The sequence below is a fragment of the Albibacillus kandeliae genome (assembly GCF_003116585.1).
In the GTDB taxonomy this organism is placed as follows: Bacteria; Pseudomonadota; Alphaproteobacteria; order Rhodobacterales; family Rhodobacteraceae; genus Albibacillus; species Albibacillus kandeliae.
Window position 1 is genome coordinate 149,423 of sequence record NZ_QEHM01000008.1, and the last position, 18,099, is coordinate 167,521.

The 18,099-nt window shown below is 66.6% G+C and carries 19 protein-coding genes; 13 read left to right on the plus strand and 6 right to left on the minus strand.

Going from position 1 to position 18,099, the window contains the following annotated elements:
- Position 1 precedes the first annotated feature (1 nt).
- Genes DDT93_RS18525 through DDT93_RS18540 form a run of 4 tightly spaced genes read right to left on the minus strand, consistent with a single transcriptional unit; the run spans position 2 to position 3,598 of the window.
- The gene (locus DDT93_RS18525; protein WP_232825512.1) at positions 2-712 is read right to left on the minus strand and encodes an SDR family oxidoreductase; all 711 of its coding nucleotides are present in this window, start codon (positions 710-712) and stop codon (positions 2-4) included.
- A gap of 44 nt (positions 713-756) precedes the next feature.
- Positions 757-2,232 (minus strand): carnitine 3-dehydrogenase, encoded by a 1,476-nt coding sequence (locus DDT93_RS18530; RefSeq protein WP_109467365.1) that lies wholly within the window; start codon positions 2,230-2,232, stop codon positions 757-759.
- Positions 2,229-2,690 (minus strand): lipocalin family protein, encoded by a 462-nt coding sequence (locus DDT93_RS18535; protein ID WP_109467366.1) that lies wholly within the window; start codon positions 2,688-2,690, stop codon positions 2,229-2,231. The genes DDT93_RS18530 and DDT93_RS18535 overlap by 4 nt, the downstream gene beginning before the upstream one ends.
- The gene (locus DDT93_RS18540; RefSeq protein ID WP_109467367.1) at positions 2,687-3,598 is read right to left on the minus strand and encodes a BKACE family enzyme; all 912 of its coding nucleotides are present in this window, start codon (positions 3,596-3,598) and stop codon (positions 2,687-2,689) included. The genes DDT93_RS18535 and DDT93_RS18540 overlap by 4 nt, the downstream gene beginning before the upstream one ends.
- A 79-nt stretch (positions 3,599-3,677) precedes the next feature.
- Here DDT93_RS18540 and DDT93_RS18545 point away from each other — a divergent pair, with 79 nt between their 5' ends.
- A complete protein-coding gene (locus DDT93_RS18545) occupies positions 3,678-4,646 on the plus strand; it encodes a GlxA family transcriptional regulator (protein WP_109467368.1) in 969 nt (322 codons plus the stop codon).
- Between the two features lie 124 nt (positions 4,647-4,770).
- Here the strand turns inward: DDT93_RS18545 and DDT93_RS18550 are convergent, their stop codons facing one another.
- Positions 4,771-5,814: an aldo/keto reductase gene (locus DDT93_RS18550; RefSeq protein WP_109467369.1), complete on the minus strand. Its 1,044-nt coding sequence runs from the start codon at positions 5,812-5,814 to the stop codon at positions 4,771-4,773.
- A gap of 233 nt (positions 5,815-6,047) precedes the next feature.
- Between DDT93_RS18550 and DDT93_RS18555 the strand changes: the two genes are divergently transcribed.
- The 6 genes from DDT93_RS18555 (at position 6,048) to DDT93_RS18580 (ending at position 12,233) form a co-directional block, all read left to right on the plus strand.
- Positions 6,048-7,274 carry an MFS transporter gene (locus DDT93_RS18555; protein ID WP_109467370.1) on the plus strand — a complete coding sequence of 409 codons (1,227 nt, stop codon included), beginning with the start codon at positions 6,048-6,050 and terminating at the stop codon, positions 7,272-7,274.
- A 296-nt stretch (positions 7,275-7,570) separates the two neighbouring features.
- Positions 7,571-7,843 carry a PEP-CTERM sorting domain-containing protein gene (locus DDT93_RS18560; protein WP_109467371.1) on the plus strand — a complete coding sequence of 91 codons (273 nt, stop codon included), beginning with the start codon at positions 7,571-7,573 and terminating at the stop codon, positions 7,841-7,843.
- Positions 7,844-7,978: 135 nt separating this feature from the next.
- Complete coding sequence (gene metG, locus DDT93_RS18565) at positions 7,979-9,697, plus strand: methionine--tRNA ligase (RefSeq protein ID WP_109467372.1); 1,719 nt, start codon at positions 7,979-7,981, stop codon at positions 9,695-9,697.
- Positions 9,698-9,774: 77 nt separating this feature from the next.
- Positions 9,775-10,230, plus strand: coding sequence for a paraquat-inducible protein A (locus DDT93_RS18570; RefSeq protein ID WP_109467373.1), 456 nt, complete (start codon positions 9,775-9,777; stop codon positions 10,228-10,230).
- A 30-nt stretch (positions 10,231-10,260) separates the two neighbouring features.
- Positions 10,261-11,628: a DNA repair protein RadA gene (gene radA / locus DDT93_RS18575; protein WP_109467374.1), complete on the plus strand. Its 1,368-nt coding sequence runs from the start codon at positions 10,261-10,263 to the stop codon at positions 11,626-11,628.
- Positions 11,629-11,666: 38 nt separating this feature from the next.
- Positions 11,667-12,233, plus strand: a complete 567-nt coding sequence (locus tag DDT93_RS18580) for a CvpA family protein (protein WP_109467375.1) — start codon at positions 11,667-11,669, stop codon at positions 12,231-12,233.
- A 15-nt stretch (positions 12,234-12,248) separates the two neighbouring features.
- Here the strand turns inward: DDT93_RS18580 and DDT93_RS18585 are convergent, their stop codons facing one another.
- Complete coding sequence (locus DDT93_RS18585) at positions 12,249-13,433, minus strand: alpha/beta fold hydrolase (protein WP_109467376.1); 1,185 nt, start codon at positions 13,431-13,433, stop codon at positions 12,249-12,251.
- Between the two features lie 157 nt (positions 13,434-13,590).
- Between DDT93_RS18585 and DDT93_RS26545 the strand changes: the two genes are divergently transcribed.
- The 6 genes from DDT93_RS26545 (at position 13,591) to DDT93_RS18610 (ending at position 18,079) form a co-directional block, all read left to right on the plus strand.
- Complete coding sequence (locus tag DDT93_RS26545; protein WP_157960227.1) at positions 13,591-13,794, plus strand: hypothetical protein; 204 nt, start codon at positions 13,591-13,593, stop codon at positions 13,792-13,794.
- Between the two features lie 145 nt (positions 13,795-13,939).
- Positions 13,940-15,397 carry an amidophosphoribosyltransferase gene (gene purF, locus DDT93_RS18590; protein WP_198654914.1) on the plus strand — a complete coding sequence of 486 codons (1,458 nt, stop codon included), beginning with the start codon at positions 13,940-13,942 and terminating at the stop codon, positions 15,395-15,397.
- A 218-nt stretch (positions 15,398-15,615) separates the two neighbouring features.
- On the plus strand, positions 15,616-15,870 hold the full coding sequence (locus DDT93_RS18595; RefSeq protein WP_109467378.1) for a hypothetical protein: 255 nt from the start codon (positions 15,616-15,618) through the stop codon (positions 15,868-15,870).
- A 39-nt stretch (positions 15,871-15,909) separates the two neighbouring features.
- The gene (locus DDT93_RS18600; protein WP_109467557.1) at positions 15,910-16,551 is read left to right on the plus strand and encodes an SDR family NAD(P)-dependent oxidoreductase; all 642 of its coding nucleotides are present in this window, start codon (positions 15,910-15,912) and stop codon (positions 16,549-16,551) included.
- A gap of 101 nt (positions 16,552-16,652) precedes the next feature.
- A complete protein-coding gene (gene surE, locus DDT93_RS18605; RefSeq protein WP_109467379.1) occupies positions 16,653-17,435 on the plus strand; it encodes a 5'/3'-nucleotidase SurE in 783 nt (260 codons plus the stop codon).
- Positions 17,432-18,079 (plus strand): protein-L-isoaspartate(D-aspartate) O-methyltransferase, encoded by a 648-nt coding sequence (locus DDT93_RS18610; RefSeq protein WP_109467380.1) that lies wholly within the window; start codon positions 17,432-17,434, stop codon positions 18,077-18,079. Before surE ends, DDT93_RS18610 begins: the two co-directional genes overlap by 4 nt.
- The last annotated feature ends 20 nt before the right edge of the window (positions 18,080-18,099 follow it).

Consider the following 18,099-nt stretch of genomic DNA (forward strand, 5'->3'; position numbering starts at 1 on the left):
CTCAGAGCTTGGGGTCGGGGTTCACCGTGAACCCGTCGACCGCGATCACCTGCCCCGAGACAAGGCGCGCATTGTCGGAGGCAAGGAAGACCGCCATTCCGGCCACGTCCCGCGCCTCGACGAAGCTGCCCATCGCGGTGCCGCTGGCATAGCCGTCGTAGACCTGATCGCGGGTCATGCCCTTGGCCTTCGCTTCACGTTCCAGAACGCCCTCCATCCGGGGCCCTTCGACCGAACCGGGGCAGATCGCGTTGGCGCGGATGCCGAAACTGCCCAGTTCCATCGCGATGGTCTTGGTCAGCCCGATGACGGCCCACTTGGCCGAGCAATAGGGCGCGCGGTTGGGATAGCCGTACTGACCGGCGGTCGAGGAGGTCACGACAATGGCCCCCTTCCCCGCCGCCTTGAGCAGCGGGGTCGCGTATTTCACCGAGAGGAACACGCCGTCGAGGTTGACCGCGATGCATGCGCGCCAGTCGGCCAGCCTAATGTCCTCGATCCCTGCCGTCGGCCCCGCGACGCCCGCGTTGGCACAGAGCGTGTCGAGGCCACCCCAGGTGGCCTCGATGGCGCCGAACATGCCCGCGACGCCCTCCTCGTCGGTGACATCCAGCAGCGTGGTTTCCCAATGCTGCGGGCAGCTCTCCAGCGCGCGCCCGTCGATGTCGGCGACCCAGACCCTGGCCCCCGCCGCGTCGAAGGCCTCGGCCATGGCCCTGCCGATGCCGCTGGCACCGGCAGTGATCAGGACGCGGTTCACTCTGGCTTGCGGATCGAACGACCCGCTCCCTCGGGATAGGGCAGCCCGGCCTGCGCCTCGGCGATCAGCGCCAGCGCGGCGGCGACCTCGGGCTTGGGGTCGCAGGGACGGCGCGTCGAGAGATCGACGTGCAGCAGGAAGGTCTCGCCCGTCGCGATCTCGCGGCCGTCCGCGTAGATCGTGTGGTAGAGGTGCAGCTTCTTGCCCTGCCCCAGCAGCATCTGGGTGCGCGTCTCGAACTTCGTTCCCGCCAGCATCTCGTCGATATGGCGGATATGCGTCTCGGCGGTGAAATAGCTCATGCCCGCCGCGATGTAGTCCTGATCGCAGCCCACCATCTCCATGAAGCGGTCGGTCGCCAGCGAGAATACATCGAGGTAGCGCGCCTCGGTCATGTGACCGTTGTAATCGGTCCAGTCCAGCGGCACGGCGCGCTGCACGGTCAGGATCGGCTTGCCCGGCTCGGCGATCTCGGCCGCCGGCTTTGCCAGGTCCGTGCCCGCCTTCAGCAGTGTGTCGTGATCCTTGAGCAGCGCCCCGGCGCCCCAGTTCTGGGTCTTGAGCGAGCGCATGATGCCCACGAGGTTGTTGTCGCGGATGCGCTCCAGCTCGCGGATCGAGTGCATCCCCGACTGTTCGTCGGACTGGCCCGCGATCAGGTCCACCAGTTCGTCGGTGAACTCCGGAACATCCATCAGCTTGGTCCAGGGCCAGCTGAGGCAGGGGCCGAACTGTGCCATGAAGTGCTTCATCCCCGCCTCGCCCCCGGCGACGCGGTAGGTCTCGAACAGGCCCATCTGCGCCCAGCGCAGGCCGAACCCGTAACGGATCGCGTTGTCGATCTCCTCGGTGTTGGCGATGCCGTCGGTGACAAGCCAGAGCGCCTCGCGCCAGACGGCTTCGAGGAAACGGTCGGCGATATGGGCGTCGATCTCCTTTTTCACGTGCAGCGGGTAGAGGCCGACCGAGGTCAGCGTGTCCTTGGCCGCCGCGATCACCTCGGCGGTGTTCTCTTCGGTGGTCACCACCTCGATTAGCGGCAGCAGGTAGACCGGGTTGAACGGGTGCGCGACGAAGATCTGCGCAGGCACAGCGGCGCCATCCTGCAACTCGCTTGGCTTGAAGCCCGAGGTCGATGAACCGATCAGCGCGCCCTTGTCACAGGCCAGCTGGATCGCGGCAAAGGTCTTGTGCTTGAGGTCCAGCCGCTCCGGCACGCTCTCCTGGATCCAGCTCGCCCCGGCGACCGCATCGGCGATCTCGGCATGGAAGGTCAGCTTGCCCTCTTCGGGCAGCGGTGCATCCGACAGGCCCGGCAGCGAGCGGCGGGCGTTGGCCAGCACTTCGCCGATCTTGCGCTCGGCCTCCGGGTCCGGATCGAACACCCGCACATTCCACCCGTTCAGCAGGAACCGCGCGGCCCAACCGCCGCCGATGACCCCGCCCCCGATGATTGCCGCCGTTTTCGTCATTGTCTCACATCCACAAGTTTGGACACGTCGTATCCGTTGAATTCCATGATGTCGCGCGCCGCCGCGATGCGGTCGGTGCCGCCGGTGGCGCCGCGGTCGATGATCCAGCCGAGGCTGCCGTCGGGCGTGCCGAGCGCGGCGGTGCGGAAATCGTCATCCACCCACAGCACCCAGACGTCCCGGCCCGCTCCCTTGCCGTCCAGCACGAAGCGGCCCGGCCCGGTGAGGCGCGCGGTGCGCGGCACCCCGTCGGCCAGCCAGCCAAAGCCCTCGGGCGTAGCGCTCGTCACCGCGAGCTGCCGTGGCGCCGCGCCGACCGCCTGTCGCACGACCCAGTCGCCCGCGAAACGCGCGGGCTCGAACCGGGTGCTCGACCAGATCGGCGCGGAGGGATCGCGCGCGCCCGGCGCCTGCATGGCGCAGGCCCCGAGCAGCAGCGCGACCAGCAGGAGCCTCACTTGGGCGCCCGCTTGACCAGCCCCAGCTTCTTGCGCACTTCCTCGGGCCCGATCACCCGGGCACCGAGGTTCTCGATGATGTTATGCGCCCGCTCGACCAGCTGCCAGTTCTCGGCCAGCACGCCCTTGTCGAGCCAGAGGTTGTCTTCCAGACCGACGCGCACGTTGCCCCCCGCCAGTACCGAAGCGGCGACATAGGGCATCTGGTTGCGGCCCAGCGCGAAGGCCGAGAAGGTCCAGTCGTCGGGGACGTTGTTCACCATCGCCATGAAGGTGTTCATGTCATCCGGCGCGCCCCAGGGCACGCCCATGCAGAGCTGCACCAGCGCCGGGCTGTCCAGCACGCCATCGGCGACCAGCTGCTTGGCGTACCAGAGGTGACCGGTGTCAAAGGCCTCGATCTCGGGCTTGACGCCCAGCGCTGTCATCATCCGGCCCATCGCCTGCAACATGCCGGGCGTGTTGGTCATGACATAGTCTGCCTCGGCAAAGTTCATGGTACCGCAGTCGAGGGTGCAGATCTCGGGCAGGCACTGAGCGACGTGTTCGACCCGCTCGGAGGCGCCGACCATGTCGGTGCCCTCTTCCTTCAGAGGCAGCGGACGTTCGGTCGGCCCGAAGATCATGTCCCCGCCCATGCCGGCGGTGAGATTCAGCACCACGTCCACTTCGGATTCGCGGATGCGCTCGGTCACCTCGCGGTAGTATTCCAGCTTGCGCGAGGGCTTGCCCGTCTCGGGGTCGCGCACGTGGCAGTGCACCACCGCGGCGCCCGCCTTGGCGGCGGCGATGGCGCTGTTGGCGATCTGCTCGGGGCTGCGCGGCACATGCGGGCTGCGGTCCTGGGTCCCGCCGGACCCGGTCACGGCGCAGGTGATGAAGACCTCTTTGTTCATGGTCAGGGGCATGATGTCCTCCAGTCGTTATTTTGGCGCCACCATGGCCCGGCTTGGCAGGTCACACTTTCCCTGATACGCAGCTGAGTTGATGAAATCCGCGAAAAACATCTTCCAGCGCTCCGAGGCTCCGCTGAACGTGGCGGTGCTGGTCCTCGACGACTGCAACACGCTTTCCTTCGCCGCCGGGGTGGACCCGATGCGCGCGGCAAACCGGCTCGGGCCGGGGCGCCCGTTTGACTGGAGCTATGTCACCGCCACTGAGCAGCCCGCGCGCCTGACCTCCGGGCTTGCCGTTCCGGGCACTCCCATCGCCCGGCTGGAAGGCTGCGACCTCATGCTGGTCATCGCCGGCTTCAACCTCGACCGGCACGGCACCCCCGCGCTGCTGGCCTCACTGCGCAGGCTCGCCGCGCGCGGCACCACCATCGCCGGAATCGACGGCGGGCCCTGGTTGCTGGCCAAGGCCGGTCTGCTGGATGGCTATCGCGCCACCACCCACTGGGAGGACCTCGATGGATTCGCCGCCAACTTCCCCTCGATCGAGGTGCTGCACGACCGCTACCACGTCGACCGCGACCGCATGACCAGCGGCGGCGCGACGCCCGCAATCGACATGATGCTGCACCTGATCGCGGCCCGCTGCGGCGAGCGCCTTGCCACCCGGGTCGCCGGGGTCTTCATCTACGACAGCGCGCCGGACCCGGCCCGTGCCCAGCGCCGCGCCGCCCGGGCGCCGCGCCATTCACCGCTGACCGCCCGCGCCCATGCGCTGATGGAAGAACACCTTGAAACGCCCCTGACCCTCGCCGAAATCGCCCGGAGAACCGGCACCAGCCCGCGCTCGCTGCAGGCGCAATTCCGCAGCCGCCTCGGCGCGACGGCACAGGCGCATTACCTCGCCCTGCGACTGGCCGAGGCGCAGCGGCTGGTGACCGATACCGCGATGTCGCTGACCGACATCGGGCTCGCCACCGGCTTTGCCTCGCAGTCGAGCTTTTCCCGCGCCTTCCGCGCCGCCTATGGCAGATCGGCGCGCGAGGTGCGGTCGGGGCGCTGAACCCTCGGGCGGCGCGCCCGTGTGAATGTCAGGATTTGAGTATTTTCGGAGAGAAGATGACTGGGCGCGCTCATGTCATCTTTTCTCTTCAAATGCTCACTGTCCTGCCCCAAACGCCCGCGCCTCAGTACGGCATGGGATGGGCGCGATGGGCTGCGGTGATCTCGTCCAGCACCTCCTGCGAGAGCGTCACATCGACCGAACCGAGGGCGACCTCGAGCTGGTCCGTGGTGGTCGCGCCGAAGATGGCGGAGGTCATGAAGGGCCGGGTCCGGCACCAAGCCAGCGCCATGTGCACCGGGTCGAGGCCGTGGCGCGCCGCGATGTCGAGGTAGGCCTGCACCGCGTCGAAGATGCGCGCGGTGATGCGACCGCCCATTTCCGGCACCAGCGAACGGCGCGAGCCCTCGGGGATGACGCCGTTCTGGTACTTGCCGGTCAGCAGACCCGCCCCGAGCGGGGAGAAGGCGATCAGCCCAGCTTCCTCGTTCACGCTGAGTTCGGCCATGTCGGTATCGTAGTAGCGGCAGAGCAGCGAGTACTCGTTCTGGATCGTCACCACGCGCGGCAGGTTCCGCGCCTCGGACAGGCGCAGCCACTGCGCGGTGCCCCATGTGCTTTCGTTGCTGAGGCCGAAGTAGCGGATGTTGCCCTTGTCGACCTCCTTCTGCAGCGCCTCGAGGCACTCCTCCATGTTGGCGAGGGTCGCGGCGCGGTCCTGCCCGGAGGGATCGTAGGTCCAGTTCTGGCGGAACATGTAGCTGCCGCGGTTGGGCCAGTGGAACTGGTAGATGTCGATGACATCCGTCTGGAGCCGCTTCAGCGAGCCCTCGACGGCCTCGGGGATCGAGGCCGCTGTGATCGGTGCGCCGTCGCGTGCAAAGGAGCCCTCGCCCGAGTGCTTGCTGGCAAGGATGTAGTCGCCGCGCCGCGCCTTGTTGGCCGCGTTCCATGTGCCGAGAATCTCTTCGGTCTTGCCGATGGTTTCCTTGCGGACCGGGTTCACCGGGTACATCTCGGCCGTGTCCACAAAGTTGATCCCGGCGTCGAGCGCCCTGTCCATCTGGGCATGGCCCCCGGCCTCGCTGGTCTGGTTGCCGAAGGTCATGGTCCCGAGGCAGAGTTCGGAGACGGTCAGGCCGGTACGGCCCAGCGGGTTCATCTTCATGAGGCGGATCCTTTTTTCGGGTTTGCGCGGACCCTAGCCACCGGACGCCCGAAGGCAAGGCGATAGCCGCCCGATCCGCCCCAAACGCCCCGTCGCCAAGGGCGTTTCCCCGGTCGTGCCTCATGTCTGGGCTGGCCCTGCCGCGAGAGATGCGAGGTCGGGGGTGGAAGAACGACATGAAAAAGTCGATTACTTGCGAGCCCGGCCGCCGCGCGTGGGATTTGTGAGGACTCATGCGACTGCTCATTTCATTTGCCGCCCTGTTTCTGTCCGTCGTTCTGTTGCAGCTGTCGTCAGGCGGCGTCGGGCCGCTCGATGCCCTCTCGGGTCTCGAACTCGGGTTCAGCACCTCCCAGATCGGTCTGCTTGGCTCGGCGCATTTCCTCGGCTTCTTCATCGGCTGCTGGTGGGCACCCCGTATGATGGGCAACGTGGGCCATTCGCGCAGCTTCGCCGCCTTTACCGCCACCGGGGCCATCGGCCTGCTCGGGCACATGCTGGTGATCGACGCCTATGCCTGGACGCTGATGCGGGTGATGTCCGGGTTCTGCATCGCGGGCTGCTACACGGTGATCGAAGCCTGGCTGCAGGACAGGGTCACCAACGACACGCGCGGGCGGATGATGGGCGCCTACCGCGTGGTCGACATGAGCGGCTCGCTGCTTGCCCAGCTGATGATCGGCATTCTCGCTCCGGCGAGCTATGTCTCCTACAATATCCTCGCCATCCTCTGCTGCGCCGCACTGCTGCCGCTGACGCTGACCTCGAGCCCGCAGCCGGAAACGCCGGAGGCGCCGCGCCTGCGGCCGTGGCTGGCGGTTCAGCGTTCGCCCCTTGCCGCCGCCGGCGTTGTGGTCTCGGCGCTCTCCGGGGCCTCCTTCCGGATGGTAGGGCCGATCTACGGGCAGGAGGTGGGACTGACGGCGGGGCAGATCGGCTGGTTCCTCGCCTCCTTCGTGCTGGGCGGCGCGCTGGCGCAGTTCCCGGTGGGCGCGCTGGCGGACCGGTTCGACCGCCGCTGGGTGCTGATCTGGCTCTCGGTCGCTGCGATCCTCAGTTCGGGGCTCACCGTGCTGAGCCAGGGCTATGGCGTCGAGGGGGTGATGTGCGCGGCCTTCATCTTTGGGCTGACCACCTTTCCGATCTACTCGGTGGCGGCCTCCCACGCCCATGACTTTGCCGAGAATTCGGAACGGGTCGAGCTCTCGGCCGCGCTGATGTTCTTCTATGCGCTCGGCGCCATTGCCGCCCCCTACCTCGCGTCGCGGCTGATCGGCTCCTTCGGGGCGGGCGCCATGTTCTCGATGATCGCCGTCGGTCACGTGGCGCTGGTGATCTTCGGAATCGCCCGGATGCGCGCGCGCCCGGCCTCGACCGACAAGACCCCCTATCGCTATGCCCCGCGCACGACTTTCTTAATTGGACGACTTATGGGACGCAGCCGGGACAAGCACAATTAATTTTCATTTCGCACAGTTTGTAATCGATTCAATTGCGGAAGTAGCGAATAAACCGTAAATACGATTGCTTTTTCAACCTGGAATAGCGCTGCAATTCTACCCTGAGGAGAAAGCGTTTCACTGCGGGAAACCTTTGAAAACAAGCGACAAAGCTATGGAAAAAATTACGGGGATCTGAGATTATCCCATTTCGTGGGAGATCTTTTCGCCCTGCGGAATTTGCGTGAAATTGCAGATACCTCGGGACGCGAATGAGGGAACTTACGAGTAACCATTCATTGTCCTCTGGGGGTAATATGAAGAAGACACTTGCTATCTCGGGCGCGCTCCTGCTGGCGCTCTCGGCACCGGCCCTGGCCGGTGGTGGCGGGCATGGAAGCCACCAATCCGGTGGTAGCCAACCCTCCGGCTACTTCAAGCCGGATTACCAGCGTCCGTCCTACGACAAGCCGCAGTATGGCGACGAGGATTGCGATCCTTCCGTCGTTCCGCTGCCCGCGTCGCTGCCGCTGGCAGCCGGCGGTTTCGCCCTGATGGGTTTCATCGGTCGTCGCCGCAAGAAGTCCTGATGCGCTGCGCAACAGCTGATCCTGCCGCCGTCCCTGCAAGGGGGCGGCGGTTTCGTTTTCCGCAGCCCTAATCCGCCGCTGGCCCTCGCCCTGCCCTTGCGCTAAACGGTGGCGCAACCGACCCAAGGGCGCGACATGGCACGATATCTGATCACTTCGGCAATTCCCTACATCAACGGGATCAAACACCTCGGCAATCTCGTCGGCTCGCAGCTTCCGGCAGATCTCTTTGCCCGTTTCCAGCGTGGACGCGGCAACGAGGTCCTGTTTCTCTGCGCGACCGATGAACACGGCACCCCGGCTGAACTGGCCGCCGCGAAGGCGGGCAAGCCGGTCGCGGAATACTGCGCCGAGATGCACGAGGTGCAGTCAGACATCGCCAACCGCTTCGGCCTCTCGTTCGACCACTTCGGCCGCTCGTCGAGCCCGCAGAACCACCGGCTGACCCAGCATTTCGCGGGCAAGCTGGACGAGGCCGGGCTGATCCGGGAAGTGAGCGAGCGGCAGGTCTACTCGAACGCCGACGGACGCTTCCTGCCTGACCGCTACATCGAGGGCACCTGCCCCAACTGCGGTTATGACAAGGCGCGCGGCGACCAGTGCGAGAACTGCACCAAGCAGCTGGACCCGACCGACCTGATCAACCCGCGCTCGGCCATCTCGGGTTCCACCGACCTCAAAGTGCGCGAGACCAAGCACCTCTACCTGCGCCAGTCCGCGCTCAAGGACGAGCTGGATTCGTGGATCGACAGCAAGTCCGACTGGCCGGTGCTGACCACCTCGATCGCCAAGAAATGGCTGCATGACGGCGACGGCCTGCAGGACCGGGGCATCACCCGCGACCTCGACTGGGGCATCCCGGTCAGGAAAGGCGAGGCCGAATGGCCCGGCATGGAAGGCAAGGTCTTCTACGTCTGGTTCGACGCCCCGATCGAATACATCGCCTGCGCCAAGGAATGGACCGACGCGCGCGGCGCACCGGATGCCGAGTGGGAGCGCTGGTGGCGCACCGACAAGGGCGCGGACGACGTCCGCTACATCCAGTTCATGGGCAAGGACAACGTGCCGTTCCACACCCTGAGCTTCCCGGCCACCATCCTCGGCTCGGGCGAGCCGTGGAAGATGGTCGACCACCTGAAGTCCTTCAACTACCTGAACTACGATGGCGGCCAGTTCTCGACGAGCCAGGGCCGTGGCGTGTTCATGGACCAGGCGCTCGACATCCTGCCTGCCGACTACTGGCGCTGGTGGCTGCTGTCCCACGCCCCCGAAAGCTCGGACAGCGAGTTCACCTGGGAGAACTTCCAGGTCTCGGTCAACAAGGACCTGGCCGACGTGCTTGGCAACTTCGTCAGCCGGATCACCAAGTTCTGCCGCTCGAAGTTTGGCGAAGTGGTGCCCGAGGGCGGCGCATACGGCGCGGCCGAGACGGCGCTGATCGAGAACCTGACCACCCGCATCCGTGCCTACGAAGGCTTCATGGAGGCGATGGAAGTGCGCAAGTCGGCGCAGGAGCTGCGGGCGATCTGGGTGCTTGGCAACGAGTACCTGCAGTCGGCAGCGCCCTGGACCACCTTCAAGGAAGATCCCGAGACCGCCGCCATGCAGGTGCGCCTCGGCCTGAACCTGATCCGCCTCTACGCGGTGCTCTCGGCGCCCTTCATCCCCGACGCCTCCGCCCGGATGCTGGCGGCGATGCAGACCGAGGACGCGACCTGGCCCGGCGACGTGGCCGAGGCGCTGGCCGCCCTGCCCGCCGGTCACGCCTTTACCGTGCCGGACGTGCTGTTCGCCAAGATCGCAGACGAACAGCGCGAGGACTGGCAGACCCGCTTTGCCGGTGTCCGCACCTGACCATCCAAGGGCGTGGCGCTTGCGCGCCGCGCCCTTTGTGACTAGCTGCTAACGGACCCTGACGGCCCGGAGACAGCATGAAGTTCCTGCGTATCGCCAATCTCGCCCTGCTGGTGCTGTTCCCGCTGTCTTGGTTTGCACCGCTGATACGCGCCGGGATCGACCTGCCGCTGTTCGGCCTTTCCGAAATTTCCGTGATGTCGGGCCTGCAATCGCTTTGGGGCACCGATGTGGCGCTGGCGCTGATCGTGACCTTCCTCGCGGTATTCGCGCCCTATGCCAAGACCATCGGCCTTGCCCTAGTCCATTTCGGGCTGATGCGGCGCAAGGTCGTGCCCGCGCTGGAACTGCTGGGCAAGCTGGCGATGGCGGACGTGTTCCTGATCGCGCTCTACGTGGTCATCGCCAAGGGCATCGGGCTCGCCCGGATCGAGGTTGCCTGGGGGCTCTATGCCTTCACCGCCTGCATCCTCGCCTCCATTCTCATCAGCCATCTGACCGCGAAATCACGGTCGCGCTCTGCGGGGGCTTGAGGCCCGGCGCGGGCTCGGGCACACAGGCGCATGGCCAAATCCACCAAGACCTTCATCTGTAACAGCTGCGGCGCCACCTCTTCCAAGTGGTCGGGCCGCTGCGAAGCCTGCGGCGAGTGGAACTCGATCACCGAGGAGGCCCCGCTCTCGGCGGGCCCCGCCTCGAAGTCGCTCGGCGCGGCGCGGGGCAGCACCATTCCCCTGACAGACCTCGCGACCGAGGAAGCACCGCCCCCACGCACCCATTCCGGCATCGAGGAGTTCGACCGGGTTCTGGGCGGCGGGCTGGTCCCGGCCTCGGCCATCCTCGTGGGCGGCGACCCGGGCATCGGCAAGTCCACGCTGCTGCTTCAGGCCGCGGCGCAATTCGCGCGCAACGGCATCAAGACGCTCTACATCTCGGGAGAGGAAGCCTCGGCCCAGGTGCGTATGCGCGCCCAGCGGCTCGGTCTGGCCGAGGCCCCGGTGCAGCTTGGCGCCGAAACCAACCTACGCGACATCCTCACGACGCTGGAGGCCGAGCGGCCCCAGCTGGCCATCATCGACTCGATCCAGACCATGTGGGCCGACAACGTCGAGAGTGCGCCGGGTTCTGTCAGCCAGGTCCGCGCGGCGGCGCACGAGCTGACGACCTTTGCCAAGCGGCGCGGCTGCTCGGTGATCCTTGTCGGTCACGTCACCAAGGAGGGCCAGATCGCAGGCCCCCGCGTGGTCGAGCACATGGTCGACACGGTGCTCTACTTCGAGGGCGAGCGCGGCCATCAGTTCCGCATCCTGCGCGCTGTCAAGAACCGCTTTGGCCCGGCGGACGAGATCGGCGTGTTTGAGATGACGGGCAACGGGCTGGCCGAGGTGACCAATCCCTCTGCCCTGTTCCTGTCCGAGCGCGGCGAACCATCGCCGGGGTCGGTGGTCTTTGCCGGGATCGAGGGCACCCGCCCGGTCCTCGTGGAGCTGCAGGCACTGGTCGCGCCCTCGCCCCACTCGCAGCCGCGCCGTACGGTCGTCGGCTGGGACGGCGGGCGGCTCGCCATGATCCTTGCCGTGCTCGAGGCGCGCTGCGGCATCCCCTTCGCCGGGCTCGACGTCTACCTGAACGTGGCGGGCGGGCTGAAGATCTCGGAACCCGCTGCGGACCTCGCGGTCGCGGCGGCCCTGCTGTCGGCACGGGAGGACGCCGCCCTGCCCGCGGATACCGTCGTCTTCGGCGAGATCTCACTGTCGGGGGCGCTGCGCCCGGCGCCGCAGACGGAAAACAGGTTGAAAGAGGCCCGGAAACTTGGTTTTACCGCGGCCATCGCCCCTGCGGGTGGCAAAACCGTTACAGGTGATGGATTGTCCCTTGTTCGGGCCACCGATCTGACAGGATTTGTTGGCGAAGTATTCGGAGCCGGTTAAAAGACCCGCGACAGGCAGGAACGAAGGCAGAGAAGTACATGGAAGGTTTCACCCTCATTGACGGTGTCGTGGCGATTGTCATCGTCCTGTCGGCGCTGCTGGCATATTCCCGTGGTTTCGTACGCGAGGCCATGGCAATCGTCGGCTGGGTGGCAGCCGCCGTCCTCGCCTACATGTTCGCCCCCAAGGTGGAACCGCTGGTCAAGGAAATCCCCGCCGTCGGCAAGTTCTTCGCCGACAGCTGCGAGCTCTCGGTGATTGCGGCCTTTGCCGTGGTCTTTGCCATCGCGCTGATCCTCGTCTCCTTCTTCACGCCGCTGTTTTCGACCCTCGTGCGCCGCTCGGCAGCCGGCGGAATCGACCAGGGCCTCGGCTTTCTCTTCGGCGTGGCGCGCGGCATCCTGCTCGTCACCATCGGCTTCTTCGTCTACCAGCAGGTGATGGCGAACGACCCGGTTCCGATGGTCGACGGCAGCCGCTCGGCACAGGTGTTCGACCGCCTGACCGGCGAGATCGAAAGCAACAACCCCGAAGAGGCGCTTGGCTGGATCACCACCAAGTACGAAGACCTCGTCGGCAAGTGCAGCGCGCCCGCCGCGAACTGACCCGCGCGAGCGCGCTCAGCGCTCCGCCATTTCCTTGAAGAACGCCCCTGTCGCAGACATGAGCCTCTCCCAGCAGGGGCTTTGCGGCAGGATCACGTGGCTGGCGGTTTCCAGCGCCAGAAACCGCGCATCTGGCAGGTCCTGCGCCAGCCGCCTGCCCTGCGCAAAGGGTTGCACCGCGTCGCGTTCGCTGTGCACCACCAGCACCGGGCAGCGGACCTGCGCCAGCCTGTCGGTCACATCGAACTCTCCCACTGCCCGCCGCAACGCTGCCGCCCCATCCGGTGTCGCCGAGGCGAGTTGCATTTCGATGAAACTGTCCATCTGCTCGCTGGTCGCCTCCGGCATGAAGAGCGTGGACAGCGCCGTCATGAAGGCGCTGCCCGGTTGCCCCCAGCCCTGCCGTACCAGTTGAACCAGAGTTTCGGTTTCGGCCTCGCCGGTGTGGCGGTCGCGCACGCCGCTTCCCTCGACGAATCCGCCGTAGAGCACCATCGCCCTGACCCGTTCCGGGTAGCGCGCGGCAAAGGCAATGGAGACCGGCACGCTTTGTGAGACCGCGAAGATGAAGAAGTCTTCTGCGCTGGCGGCATCGGCCACCGCCTTCATGTCTTCCACGCAGGTCTCCACCGTGATCCCCGCCACCGCCCGTTCCGACAGACCGGTGCCACGCTGGTCGTAGCGCAGCAGCCGGTGGTCCGCCCCGAGGCGATCCAGCAACGGGCGCCACACAGGGCTCTGCCAGTCGAGTTCGAGGTGCGACAGCCAGTGACCGGCCCGCATCAGGGCGGGCCCCTGTCCGGACTCGGCCCAGGCGAGTCCCGTACCGTCGGCGGACCGTGTCAGGCGCACCGTCTGCCGCGCCTCCGCCGGGCGGGCAGCCGTGGCACCATCCCGTGTGACCTCGACGGCGAGTTGCACGCCGTGGCGCGTGACCGTGCGGATCACCGACTGGCGCCGCCCGTCGTCCCCCACCGCCACACGGGCCGAGCGGATGCGCGAGTCGATCGCCCCTTCTGAGACGATGCGCCCCCGCCAGATTTCCGCGATCATGGTATCGCGGCTGACCAGCGCGCCGTCCCCTTCGACGAGCAGACGCAACAGGGTGAACACCTGCGGCTCGACATGTACCTCCTCGCCCGCACGGAGCAGACGGTGGCGTTCGGTGTCGAGCGTACAGTCGGCGAAATGGTAGATCATGCCCCAAGTCTGCCTCGTCCCCCGCGCGCCTCTCAAGAAAAACCGGCCCGCAAGACGGAGATTCAGGCAAATCTGCAGATCGTCTTCAGGTCCCCGTCAGGCGCGCGCTCAGGCTTCCTGCCATGTTCGGGAGAGACATCCGCAGAGGAGACCGGCCATGGATTTTACCGAAATCACCCCCCGCCGCCGCCCCGATGGTTCCATCGACGTCGCGCATTACATCGCGCATGGGCGACGGGCGCGGGCGGAACAGGCGCAGAGGCTCTGTGCCCGGGCGCACAGCCCTGCGCCTGCAACGCCGCAAAAGCCCGCCAACCTGTTGCAAAGACTGCTTGGCGGTGTCCGCGTACGCACAGCTTAGGCGCTATCCGGGGCGGCAGGGCGGTCACGTTTGCGGGCAAGGCGCAGGTTATTTGTGATCCTTTGATGACACTGGCGGCTTGAGCCATTATGTGAGGGGTCTAACACCCCCCGGATTCGGAGCTGCCGCCTTGTCCAAGCTGCAAATGCCGCCCGCGCACCCATTCGACGATGACAAGTTGAAGGAGGAATGCGGGATCTTCGGCGTTGTCGGTGTATCAGACGCCGCTAACTTCGTCGCCCTAGGTCTCCATGCCTTGCAACACCGTGGTCAGGAGGCCGGCGGGATCGTCGTCCACCACCCCGAGCACGGGTTCAACTCGGCCCGCCGTTTCGGCTATGTGCGCGACAACTTCACCTCTCAGAGCGTGATGGAAACCTTGCCCGGCCCCATCGGCATCGGGCACGTGCGCTACTCGACCGCCGGCAACAAGGGCAACACCGCGATCCGCGACGTCCAGCCCTTCTTCGGCGAGTTCTCGATGGGCGGCGCGGCGATTGCCCACAATGGCAACATCACCAATGCCAACGCCCTGCGCCGCGAGCTGATCGAGCGCGGCTCGATCTTCCAGTCTTCCTCGGACAGCGAATGCATCATCCACCTGATGGCGCGCTCCATGGGCCGGTCGATTCCCGACCGCATGGAAGAGGCGCTGCGCAAGGTCGAAGGCGCCTTCTCGGTCGTCGCGATGACCCGCACCAAGCTGATCGGCGTGCGTGACCCGCTGGGCGTGCGCCCGCTGGTTCTGGGCAAGCTGGCCGAAGGATGGGTCCTGTCCTCGGAAACCTGCGCCCTCGACATCATCGGTGCCGATTTCGTCCGCGAGATCGAACCGGGCGAGATGGTTGTGATCAGCGAGAAATCGGGCGTGGAGAGCCATTTCCCCTTCCGCCGCCAGAACTCGCGCTTCTGCATCTTCGAACACGTCTACTTCTCGCGTCCCGACTCGATCCTCGGCGGCCGCTCGGTCTACGAGAGCCGTCGCCAGATCGGCGTGGAACTGGCCAAGGAAGCGGCCGTGGATGCCGACCTGGTCTGCCCGGTGCCCGACAGCGGCACCCCGGCGGCCATCGGCTTCAGCCAGGAGAGCGGCATTCCCTTCGCGCTCGGCATCACCCGCAACCAGTACATGGGGCGGACCTTCATCGAGCCGACCGAGCAGATCCGGAACATGGGCGTGCGGCTCAAGCTGAACGTGAACCGTGCCCTGATCAAGGACAAGCGGGTCATCCTCGTGGACGACTCGGTGGTGCGCGGCACCACCTCGCGCAAGATCAAGGAAATGATCCTCGACGCGGGCGCCAAGGAGGTGCACTTCCGCATCGCCTCGCCGCCGACCGCATGGCCCTGCTTCTACGGCGTCGACACGCCGCAGCGGGAGAAGCTGCTGGCCGCGACCATGAGCGAGGAAGAGATGCGCCAGCACCTCGAAGTCGACTCGCTCAAGTTCATCTCGCTCGACGGTCTCTACCGTGCGGTGGGCGAAGCCGGTGGCCGCGACAACAAGCGCCCGCAGTATTGCGACGCCTGTTTCTCGGGAGAGTACCCGGTGCGCCCGGCCGACATGCTCGAACAGGGGTTCGAGATGAAGGCGGCCGAGTAAGCCACCAGCGCAGCGCGCAAAATCATCGGGCCCGGACGCGACGTTATCGCGTTCGGGCCTTATTTCATTGGGGCTGATCGGCGATTCCCTGCTGGAGGACGGCAAGGCGCCGCCGGTCCGCGCGGGCCGCGGCGAAACCGCTCTTTAACCTTTCTCCCCCGTCTGGCAAGAGCCATCCCCGCAAGCTGCCGCAGCGCAGCAAAACGAGTCAGGTTCTCATGTCAGAAACACCCGCAGCCGTCGCTCGGACGGCCACGATCCCCAATGCCCTGCGCGCCGGTCCGCTGACCCTGCTGGGCACGCTGACCTCTCCTTCGGGGTCGGTGGCGCTGATGCGCAGCAACAACGGCAAGGTTCACCGCCTGAACAAGGGCGACAAGGTCTCGGGCGCGACCGTGACCGCGATTTCCGACGGCGAGGTGATCGTGGTCGAACACGGTGCGGCCAAACGCTACAGCCTGCCGAACAGCTGAGGCTTGACCTCTGGCGCGTTCCTGATCACACCGCTGGGCATGACCAAACTTGCCCTGATCACCGGCGCTTCGCGCGGACTGGGTGCCGCGCTCGCCGAAGCGCTGGCACCGACCCATCATGTCATCGCAGTCGCGCGCACCACCGGCGCGCTCGAAGAGCTGGATGACCGGATCCAGGCCCGGGGCGGCAGCGCGACCCTGGCCCCCATGGACGTCACCGTGCCCGAGGCCATGGCGACCCTGTGCCGGGGCATCTACGACCGCTGGGGCAAGCTGGACCTCTGGCTGCACACCGCGGTCCATGCCGCGCCGCTGAGCCCTGCCCCCCATGCCGATCCCAAGGACTGGGCCAAGGCCGTCGCGGTCAACGCCACGGCAACCTCGGTGCTGATCTCCTACGTCGCCCCCCTGCTGGGCGCAGAGGGCCAGGCGGTGTTCTTCGACGATCCCCACGTGGGCGAGAAATTCTTTGCGGTCCATGCCGCGACCAAGGCGGCCCAGATCGCGCTGGCCCGGGCGTGGCAGGCCGAATCCGACAAGATCGGCCCGCGCGTGCATGTCCTTGCCCCCGCGCCGATGCCCACCGCGACCCGCGCCCGGTTCTTCCCGGGCGAAGACCGGAGCACGCTGGCGACAACGCAGGACGAAGCGCAGCGGCTGCTCGCACAATTGTCACTCTGACAGGAGTGCAGGAGGCGCGAAGGGCGCCTCCTCCCTTGCCCCGTTCTGCCCCCTCGCCTATCAAGGGCCCAAAACGGGCAAGGCGCGAAAAGGGGCGGCGGATGCGCATACTTATCACCAACGACGACGGTATCAACGCACCGGGTCTCGAGACGCTGGAGGCCATTGCCGCCGAGCTGGCGGGGCCCTCAGGAGAGGTCTGGGTCGTCGCGCCCGCCTTCGAGCAATCGGGGGTGGCGCATTGCATCAGCTACACCCATCCCACAATGCTGATCCGCATGTCTGAACGCCGTTACGCGGCCGAAGGCTCGCCCGCCGACTGTGTGCTCGCGGGCCTGCACGAGGTGCTGAGCGACAACGAACCCACGCTGGTCCTGTCCGGTGTGAACCGGGGCAACAACTCGGCCGAGAACGCGCTCTACTCGGGTACGCTGGGCGGCGCGATCGAGGCCTCGCTGCAGGGCATCCCGGCCATCGCGCTCTCGCAGTTCATGGGGCCGCGACTGGCGGGGCTGGACGACCCGTTCGAGGCCGCGCGTCAGCACGGGGCCGAGGTGGTGCGCCGAATCCTGGCCAATGCACCCGGCAACAGCAATCCCTATCCGGTCTTCTACAACGTCAACTTCCCGCCGGTCCCGGCGGCAGAGGTGCAGGGCATCCGGGTTACCCCGCAGGGCAAGCGCCCCGACACCCGCTTCAGCGTCGAACCGCATGACTCGCCCTCCGGGCGGCGGTTTCTCTGGGTCCGGGGCGGCAACCAGCAGATCGCCAGCCAGCCCGGCAGCGACGCACACGCCAACCTCGAAGGCTATATCTCGGTCACGCCGATGCGGGCGGACTTCACGGCCCATGACGTACTCGACCAGCTGAAGGCCATCGAATGACCGGGCCCTCCGCCGAAACCAAGATGCAGTTTCTCTTCGCGCTCCGTTCGCACGGGGTGACCGACACCCGCGTGCTGAAGGCAATGGAAGAGATCGACCGGGGCCGGTTCATCACCGGTCTCTTCGCCGAGCGCTCCTACGAGGACACGCCGCTGCCCATCGCCTGCGGGCAAACCATCTCGCAGCCCTCCATCGTGGGGCGCATGACGCAGGCCCTACAACTGAGCCCGCGCGACAAGGTGCTGGAGGTCGGAACCGGCTCGGGCTACCAGGCCGCGATCCTGTCGCGGCTCGCGCGCCGGGTCTACACGGTGGACCGCCACGCCCGGCTGGTGCGCGAGGCGAACGAGGTGTTCCAGTCGCTCGGGCTGGTCAATATCACCGCGATGACGGCGGACGGATCGCACGGGCTGCCGGAACAGGCCCCCTTCGACCGAATCCTCGTGACCGCCGCCGCCGAGGACCCGCCCGGCCCGCTCTTGGCTCAGCTCAAGATCGGGGGTATCATGGTGGTGCCGGTCGGCCAGTCCGACGCGGTGCAGACCCTGATCCGCGTCCGGCGCGGTGAAAACGGGTTCGACTATGATGAATTGCTGCCCGTCCGCTTCGTCCCCCTCCTTGAAGGACTGGGCCGGGACGGATAGGCCATAGGCAGGATGACCGC